The 7,671-nt window shown below is 63.7% G+C and carries 8 protein-coding genes; 3 read left to right on the top strand and 5 right to left on the bottom strand.

Translation table 11 applies throughout. From position 1 onward, the window contains the following. Positions 1-144: 144 nt before the first annotated feature. On the bottom strand, positions 145-738 hold the full coding sequence (locus tag NKI88_RS24710) for a biotin transporter BioY (protein ID WP_352657909.1): 594 nt from the start codon (positions 736-738) through the stop codon (positions 145-147). Positions 739-855: 117 nt separating this feature from the next. Between NKI88_RS24710 and NKI88_RS24705 the strand changes: the two genes are divergently transcribed. After that, complete coding sequence (locus NKI88_RS24705; protein ID WP_352657906.1) at positions 856-1,764, top strand: MBL fold metallo-hydrolase; 909 nt, start codon at positions 856-858, stop codon at positions 1,762-1,764. A 2-nt stretch (positions 1,765-1,766) separates the two neighbouring features. Here the strand turns inward: NKI88_RS24705 and NKI88_RS24700 are convergent, their stop codons facing one another. Both NKI88_RS24700 and NKI88_RS24695 read right to left on the bottom strand, forming a co-directional pair. After that, positions 1,767-2,549 (bottom strand): DUF1499 domain-containing protein, encoded by a 783-nt coding sequence (locus tag NKI88_RS24700; protein ID WP_352657913.1) that lies wholly within the window; start codon positions 2,547-2,549, stop codon positions 1,767-1,769. Between the two features lie 122 nt (positions 2,550-2,671). Then, positions 2,672-4,300 carry a fatty-acid--CoA ligase gene (locus tag NKI88_RS24695; protein ID WP_352657903.1) on the bottom strand — a complete coding sequence of 543 codons (1,629 nt, stop codon included), beginning with the start codon at positions 4,298-4,300 and terminating at the stop codon, positions 2,672-2,674. 327 nt (positions 4,301-4,627) lie between these two features. Between NKI88_RS24695 and NKI88_RS24690 the strand changes: the two genes are divergently transcribed. Together NKI88_RS24690 and NKI88_RS24685 are read left to right on the top strand one after the other, a co-directional pair. Beyond that, the gene (locus NKI88_RS24690) at positions 4,628-4,987 is read left to right on the top strand and encodes a hypothetical protein (protein WP_023670697.1); all 360 of its coding nucleotides are present in this window, start codon (positions 4,628-4,630) and stop codon (positions 4,985-4,987) included. A 160-nt stretch (positions 4,988-5,147) separates the two neighbouring features. Next, positions 5,148-5,537, top strand: a complete 390-nt coding sequence (locus NKI88_RS24685) for a DUF427 domain-containing protein (RefSeq protein ID WP_352657900.1) — start codon at positions 5,148-5,150, stop codon at positions 5,535-5,537. Positions 5,538-5,702: 165 nt separating this feature from the next. Here the strand turns inward: NKI88_RS24685 and NKI88_RS24680 are convergent, their stop codons facing one another. Both NKI88_RS24680 and NKI88_RS24675 read right to left on the bottom strand, forming a co-directional pair. Beyond that, the gene (locus tag NKI88_RS24680) at positions 5,703-6,479 is read right to left on the bottom strand and encodes a polysaccharide deacetylase family protein (RefSeq protein WP_352657897.1); all 777 of its coding nucleotides are present in this window, start codon (positions 6,477-6,479) and stop codon (positions 5,703-5,705) included. Positions 6,480-6,568: 89 nt separating this feature from the next. Next, positions 6,569-7,669: a glycosyltransferase family 9 protein gene (locus NKI88_RS24675; RefSeq protein WP_352657894.1), complete on the bottom strand. Its 1,101-nt coding sequence runs from the start codon at positions 7,667-7,669 to the stop codon at positions 6,569-6,571. Between the last annotated feature and the right edge of the window lie 2 nt (positions 7,670-7,671).

Genomic DNA, 7,671 nt, shown 5'->3' with positions numbered 1-7,671 from the left:
GGGGCTCACTTTTCCCCCCCCCGCCCCCCGGGCACCACCCACTGGGGGGGGGTGTTGGGCCACCGGCCTCCCCCGGGCGGGGGCCGGCGCCACACAAACCCCCGGGGGGCCCGGGGCCCCCCCGGCTCATTCATTTGTCCGGTTTCAGGGCTGCTTGGGCAGCAGCGACCATACCGCCGGCACCAGGCTGGCGGCGAGCGCAACCTTGATCAAATCCCCGAGGACGAACGGCAAAACGCCGAACTGCCACGCCTTTTCCACGCCGATGAGGGTGGCCAGCCAGGCAAAGCCCATGGCCATCATGGCGATTTCGGCGACCAGCATGGCGTTGAACAGCTTGATCGGGTGGCGGTCCCAGCCGCGGTCGGCGGCCCAGCCGACAATGGCTGCCATGACGACGAAGCCGGCGAGATAACCGCCGGTGCCGCCGATCATGTAGGCGATGCCGATGCCCTTTTCAGGCGTGCTCTGGAAGACCGGGAAGCCCATGGCGCCTTCGGCCATGTAGAGAAGCAGGGTAGCGACGCCAAGCCGCAGGCCAAATGCGGTGGCGATCAGCAGGACGGCCAGCGTCTGCATCGAGATGTCGACCGGCCCGAGCACGACTTTCGTCTTGGCCGACAGGGTCAAAAGCAGCGTTCCGGCGATCGCCAGCAAAAGCTGGGTTGCCAGGCGCTGCGCGCCCTCCTGGGGCAAAGCGAGAGAAACAAGCGGGCGCATCGTCGTTGCAAGTGCCATGGTCTTCCCCAATCCGGATTGCCGCAGATCGCGGCCTTGCGTTTTTCTATATTGGCTTCCGTGTTATGCGGCAATCAGTTTTGCCGTCCTCCTGAACAGAGGTTCAACGACACCGCCATGGCGCTCAAATTCGACACCAGCTTCGATCCCGCCTATGGCCGGGGCGTCACCGTCGCGCTCGAGGTCTTGCGCGTCACCGCCAAAAACCCCAGCCCATTCACCTTTCACGGCACAAACAGCTACATTGTCGGCCGCGACACACTGGCGGTGATCGACCCGGGTCCGGATGATGAAGCGCATTTCCAGACGTTGCTGAAGGTGATCGCAAACCGGCCGGTGAGCCATATTTTCGTCAGTCACACGCATCGCGACCATTCTCCGCTGGCCGCCCGGCTGAAAGCGCGCACCGGTGCCGCCGTGCTGGCCGAAGGCCCGCACCGCCCGGCAAGGCCGCTGCGGATCGGCGAGATCAATCCGCTCGACGCCAGCGCCGACACCGGTTTCGTACCGGATGTCACTTTGCCCGACGATACGCTGGTCGAGGGCGATGGCTGGACGATCCGGACGGTGCTGACGCCGGGCCACACCGCCAATCACGCGGCATTTGCGCTCGAAGGCACCGGCATCCTGTTTTCGGCCGACCATGTGATGGCGTGGGCGACGTCGATCGTGGCGCCGCCGGACGGCGCGATGGCCGACTACATGGCCTCGCTGGATAAATTGATCGCGCGCGGCGACCGCCTGCTGCTGCCCGGCCATGGCGGCCCGGTGAATGCGCCGCGCAGCTTCATGCGCGGGCTGAAGACCCATCGCAAGATGCGCGAACGGGCGATCCTCGAGCGGATCCGCGACAGCGACCGGACGATCCCGGACATGGTCAAGGCTATCTACCGGGACACCGACCCACGCCTGCATGGCGCCGCCGGCCTGTCGGTGCTTGCCCATCTCGAGGACCTGGTGGCGCGCGGCCTGGTTGCTACCCAGGGTGACCCGGCCATCGACGGCGTTTTTGTGCCGGTGGGGTAGAACTACTCAGCCGGCGCCGCACCCACCTGGCCCGCAACTTCCTGATCAAGTTCGGCGAGGAACCCGACGATACGGGCGGCATTGTCGCCGAGGTCGTAGCGGCCGTAGCGGGAGGCCGAGCGCATGTCGACGACGATGGTGTCGCCATCATTGCTGACCCGGATGGCGACGTCGGCGGGCAGGCCGACGACGAAGCTCCGGGCAACGGCCGATATCGTCACCTCGTCTTGACCGTCCGTCACCGGATATGGCGCAGTAAGTTGCCAATCGCGGCGGTCGAGCACGGTTTCAACGGCGTCGACGACGGTTTCGAACGGCAGATTGTAGCTGTGCCCGGTGACCAGCGGATAGGCGTCGGCCTGCAGGCGCGCTTCGCCCGGCGTTGGCAGCGCGAGCACGTTCATGTCCTTGGTGCGGTCGCTGGTGTCGAGCACTGGCGGATTGTCGAGGTCCGTCGTGATGTCCCTCAGGGGCGGCGTGGTCGCCGCCAAATAGGTGGCAAAGCCGTAGGGCGTCAGCACCAGCAGCGCCAGCAGGGCGCCGACCGAGAGGTCGCGGCCGCCACGGTCACCGAAATGCCACAGCCGGGACAAAGCGAGGCCGGCAAACAGCAAAGCGAACGCGGCAAGCAAGGCGACGATCGCCAGCACCCACAGGAAGGCCGGCGTTTCCACCAGTTCGAAATGATGGCCGGCCAGCACGGTGAGCAGCAGGACCAGGGCAAAAGCGCCCGTGCGCCGCGACCAGCCGGCCGCCATCGATGTCTGCCGCTCGTCAATTTCCATTGTCTTCAGCACCGCCCCAACCCGCACAGACGCTTAGAGCAAAGGATGCTCAAATTGAACATCCCCTGCCCTAACGTTTTTGCCGCCGGTAGCTTGAAGGTCAAGGAAACGCACGGTCCCGGTCAATCCGTCGGCAGGCGGTAGTCGCTGAACTGCTTGCGCAAGGTGATCTTCTGGATCTTGCCGGTGGCGGTGTGCGGGATTTCGCTGATGAAAGCGACGTCGTCGGGCATCCACCATTTCGCCACCTTGCCGTCCATGAACGCCAGTATGTCCGCCTTGCTCGGCTCCTTGCCGGGTTTGGCGACCACGACCAGCAAGGGCCGTTCGCCCCATTTCGAATGATGGACGCCGATCGCCGCGGCCTCGGCGACATCGGGATGGCCGACGGCGAGGTTCTCCAGGTCGATGGTCGATATCCACTCGCCGCCCGACTTGATGACGTCCTTGGCGCGATCGGTGATCTGCATGTAGCCGCCGGAATCGATATGGGCGACATCGCCAGTGTCGAACCAGCCGTCCTTGTCGAACTGCTCGGCTCCGACGCCGCCATAATAGGCGCTGGCGACGGCTGGACCGCGCACCTTCAGCCGGCCGAAGGTCTTGCCGTCCCAAGGCAGTTCCTTGTCGTCGTCATCCGTCACCTTCATCTCGACCCCGAAGGGCGGGTAGCCCTGCTTGCCCTGGATATCGAGCCGGTCCTCGCCCTCGAGCGCTTGATACTGCGGCTTCATGGTGCACAGCGTGCCGAGCGGCGACATTTCGGTCATGCCCCAGGCATGGATGACTTCGACACCATAATTGTCCTGGAATTTCCTGATGATGGCGCGCGGGCAGGACGAGCCGCCGATGACGACTTTGCTGAGATAGGGAAGCTTCTTGCCGGTCTCTTCCAGATGCTGCAGCAGCATCATCCAGACGGTCGGCACGGCGGCGCTGAAGGTCACCTTCTCGGTGTCGAGCAGCTCGTAGATCGAGGCGCCGTCCATCTTGCAACCGGGCATGACCAGCTTGGCGCCGATCATCGGCGCGCTCTGGCCAAGGCCCCAGGCATTGGCATGAAACATTGGCACGACGGGGAGGATCGTGTCCCGCGCGGAGAGGCCCATGGCGTCGGGCATGGCGGCGATCATGGCATGCAGCACATTCGAGCGGTGGCTGTAGAGCACGCCTTTGGGATCGCCCGTCGTGCCGGAGGTGTAGCACATGCCGGCTGCGGTGTTTTCGCCGAAAACCTTCCAGGCGAAGTCGCCATCGGCCTCGTTCAACCAGTCCTCATAGGCAACCACATTCGGCAGCGTCGTTTCAGGCAGATGCGCCTTGTCGGTCAGGACGATCACCTTTTTCAGCGATTTGACGGCGCCGGCGATCTTTTCCAGCAGCGGCATGAAGGTCAGGTCGACGAAGATCCCTCTATCCTGCGCATTGTTCATGATCCAGACGATCTGCTCGGGGAACAAACGCGGGTTAAGCGTATGGTAGATGGCGCCGATGCCCATGATGCCGTACCAGGCCTCTATGTGGCGCGCCGTGTTCCAGGCCAGGGTCGCGATGCGGTCGCCGAGCACAAAGCCATCGCGCTCCAACCGTTGGGCGACCTTGATCGCGCGGCGATGAACTTCAGCATAGGTGGTGCGAACGACAGGACCTTCGATCGAGCGCGAGACGATCTCGCGCGTCCCGTGCTGCCGCTCGGCATTGTCGATCAGCTTGTGGCAGAGCAGCGGCCATTCCTGCATCAGTCCGAGCATCTGGTTCCTCCCATTGCTTCCTCGTTTTTCCCGTCTTTTGTTCCATTGTGGGACGAACGGACGGATTGTCCAGCCATGAGGTCTCCAACCGTTAACGGCTGAAGCAAGCAGTGATCGAAAGGCGGGGAAAACCGCCACAATCCGGCCATCGTCGACGTTAAGGTTCGTTAACGGGGTAGGGGTGCGGATTGGCGACTGAAAGAGGTTCGCATGGACACGCAGCTCGACGACAAGCAGATCGACGGCAAGCAGATCGATTACAGGCAGATCGACGACAGGCAGATCGACGACAGGCAGCTGGATGACAGCGAGGCCCAAGACGTGCAGTTGGACGATATTCAACTCGACGACAAAGAGCTTGAAGACACGCTTGCCGCAAGTCTGGCCGATCTCGTGCCGGAGGCCAAAAAGGTCTCCGAAGACGAATTTGTCGAGGTGGTCGGCGGCGCCCTTGAGGCGGTCGGCGGCACGCTGCTGTTCAAAATGTGCGTCCAGAACGAAGGCGAAGGCCAGCATGTCGCCGCCGCATCGATCGGCGACGGCGGCAATCGCCAGTTCCTGCTGCTCACCTTGCCGACAGGCGGCGGCCCACTGAAGGTCGAGACGACGTCAAGAAGCACCAACCCGGTAGCCGGTATTGCCGCGGCCTATGCCGGCCTCATGGACGTGTTCAAGACCGCAGCCTGAGCATTCCACGCGGGATCGTTTTTAGTGATCGGAAGGCCAGCTCTGGCCTACTGGCAAAGGCTTGCGCAACGGGTTCTCCAGACACATTTTAGAGACATGGGAAGCAATCCCGCACGCTCTCAATCGGACTGTGCTCCCAATCGAAGAAGGAGAACCCCGCATGGACCAGATCGCCAACCCCGCCCCCGGCTTTCAGAGCAATCCCGGCAAGGTCATCACCGTCGAACCCTATCGCGGTACCGTGGTCGTGCGTGCCGGCGATACGGTGATCGCCTCATCGACGCGGGCGAAGCTTCTGTCCGAACCGCCCTACCCCCAGGCATTCTACATCCCCTTCGAAGACATCGACTTCACCCAGCTCGGCAAAACCACCCTGTCGACCCACTGCCCCTACAAGGGCGACGCCAGCTACTGGAGCGTGCTGCCGGCCGGTGAGACCGGCAAGGACGCGATGTGGGGCTATGAGCAGCCCTTCCACGAAATGGCTGAGATTCGCGACCACGGCGCGTTTTATCCCAACAGGGTCACTATCGAAGCAGCACCGGCCTGAGCAAGCGACTCAAGCCGCCGTTGCTCGCTTCGTCATCCCAGGGTCTTCGCGACGGAGCTTCGCTCCTGTTTCATCCTGGGATGACGAAGTTTAGAGGCCTCGGCTAATCTCAAACGTCGGCGACGTCAGTCCAAAGGCGATGAAACTGCCTGCCGCCGCCCAATCCTAATCAGTCGTCCCGTCGTTGCCGACACCGTCGGCGTCCTCCAGCCGCACGAACATCAGCCCCTTGGCCTTCAGCGCGAGCAGACCTTGCACGACGCCCTCGCCGGCGGCGTGGGTCGGCTGGTTGATGTGGGCGATGATGACATCGCCATCCTTGGCGGCAGCGATGCGCCGGGCAGTTTCTTTTGCGCCGAGCAACGAGCCGCCATCGCCGTTGATCGAAAAGCCGGCGACCTTGAAGCCAAGCTTGCGGATCATGGCGATAGCCGACGGGCTGTATTCGGCGGTCGCGCCGCGAAACCATTTCGGCGCCGGCTCGCCGGTGCCAGCGAGAGCGGCAGCGCCCGATTCGACTTCGGCCTGCACCGCTTCCGGGCTGCCGGCGCTGCGGATGCCATAGATCTTGCGCAGCGTGTCGACGGCCGGGATGTGATGGCCGCCATGGTTTTCCAGTTCGAACAGGTCCGGATGCGCGCGCATGATCTCGACGGCGGCGGCGTTGCGCTTCAGCCAGATACCGGTGACGAAGATCGTCGCCGGAATCCGGTTCTCCACCAGCGCCGACAGGATCCTCGTATCGGTCTGGCCGCCGCAGGCGTCGAGCGTAAGCGCGACGCGGCCGACATTGCCACTGCCACCATCCTCAGCCTTCAGATGCAGCGTCGGCTCGACAAGCGGCGCGGCCTGGGCCGAAGACACGGCCACGGTAGATAGCGCCAAGGCGCAAAACAGCTTTTGCAAGGGATGCCTGTCTTGTCTGAGAATCGGCGCTGTCATAGCCGCATCCCAGGACCCGCAACAAGGCGGAAATCGGGATAGTGGCCGTGAGAAAGCTGATATCCCGACAATGTGACCGCCGCGCACCGTCAGACGGCGTGTTCCAGTTCCACATGCGTGCGTGACAGGACTTCGTGCACGGCCGCGACGACCGGTTCGACCTCGAGGCGCCAGACGCAGCAGGCCTTGCTGGGATCGAGCGGATTGCACGGGCTGCCCGCCACGCAATTGCACGGCATGGATGGCTGCAAGGCGAGGCTGGGCACGCCGACCGGTCCCCAGACGGCCGGGCTGGTCAGGCCGAAAAGGCCGACAACCGGCGTTCCGGCCGCTGCTGCCATGTGCATGGGGCCGCTCTCATTGCCGACAAACAGCCGCGCCTGCTGCAACACCGCCAGCAGCGTTTCCAGCGACAGCGCGCCGACGAGGTTGACGATCGACGCGGCACTGGCGAGGATCTGCTCGGCCGGCTTGCGCTCGTCAGGGCCGCCGACGAGTACGAAATCCAGTCCGGTTTCGCGCGAAATCGTGTCGATCACGGCGGCAAAGCGTTCATGCTGCCAGCGCCGGCCGTGAAAACTTGCGCCGGCATGCACCGCGACAAAGCCGTTTGGCCGCAAATGGTGTTTGTCCAGCAATGCCTGGGCCCTCGCCGTCTCCATCGGCAATGGCCGAATCGACGGCACCCGCACGCGCAGGCCGACGCCGAGCGGCTCGAGCGGCGAAAGGTAGCGGTAGAGATAGTGACGTTCGCCAAAACCGAACGGCTCGGCAAAGACATTGGCGGGCTGGCGCTCATGCCAGCGCAGCGGCCTTTCCGGAGGATTGTAGCCGATGCGGGTGCTGGCGTTGAGGAACCTGACGATGAGCCGCGATGTCTTTGAATCGGTGAGGTCGATGGTCAGGTCGAAACGGAATTGGCGCAGCTTGCTGATCATAGAATAGAGCTCGCGCCCACGCTCCAGCGGGGTGCCGCGCATGGCGGCGCGGCGGAAGCTGACGACCTCGGCGGCGATGCCGTGCGCGGTGACGAAACTGGCGAGGCGCGCCTCGCAGAGAAAGACGATCCTGACGCCGGGATATTCGAGCTGCAGGTTCCTGGCGAGCGTGGAGGAGAGCACGATATCGCCGATGAACTTGGTCTGGAGGATCAGGATCGAGCGGAAGGGTGTGGGCGAAATCTGTAACATCT

This window comes from Mesorhizobium sp. M0317 (assembly GCF_040321555.1).
Classification (GTDB): Bacteria; Pseudomonadota; Alphaproteobacteria; order Rhizobiales; family Rhizobiaceae; genus Mesorhizobium.
This window is presented reverse-complemented; position numbering and strand designations above follow the sequence as displayed.

Coding starts and splice junctions, on each gene's coding strand:
- NKI88_RS24675 (WP_352657894.1), bottom strand. CDS start 7,669: ATGTTACAGATTTCGCCCACACCCTTCCGCTCGATCCTGATCCTCCAG.
- NKI88_RS24710 (WP_352657909.1), bottom strand. CDS start 738: ATGGCACTTGCAACGACGATGCGCCCGCTTGTTTCTCTCGCTTTGCCC.
- NKI88_RS24695 (WP_352657903.1), bottom strand. CDS start 4,300: ATGCTCGGACTGATGCAGGAATGGCCGCTGCTCTGCCACAAGCTGATC.
- NKI88_RS24680 (WP_352657897.1), bottom strand. CDS start 6,479: ATGACAGCGCCGATTCTCAGACAAGACAGGCATCCCTTGCAAAAGCTG.
- NKI88_RS24705 (WP_352657906.1), top strand. CDS start 856: ATGGCGCTCAAATTCGACACCAGCTTCGATCCCGCCTATGGCCGGGGC.
- NKI88_RS24685 (WP_352657900.1), top strand. CDS start 5,148: ATGGACCAGATCGCCAACCCCGCCCCCGGCTTTCAGAGCAATCCCGGC.
- NKI88_RS24700 (WP_352657913.1), bottom strand. CDS start 2,549: ATGGAAATTGACGAGCGGCAGACATCGATGGCGGCCGGCTGGTCGCGG.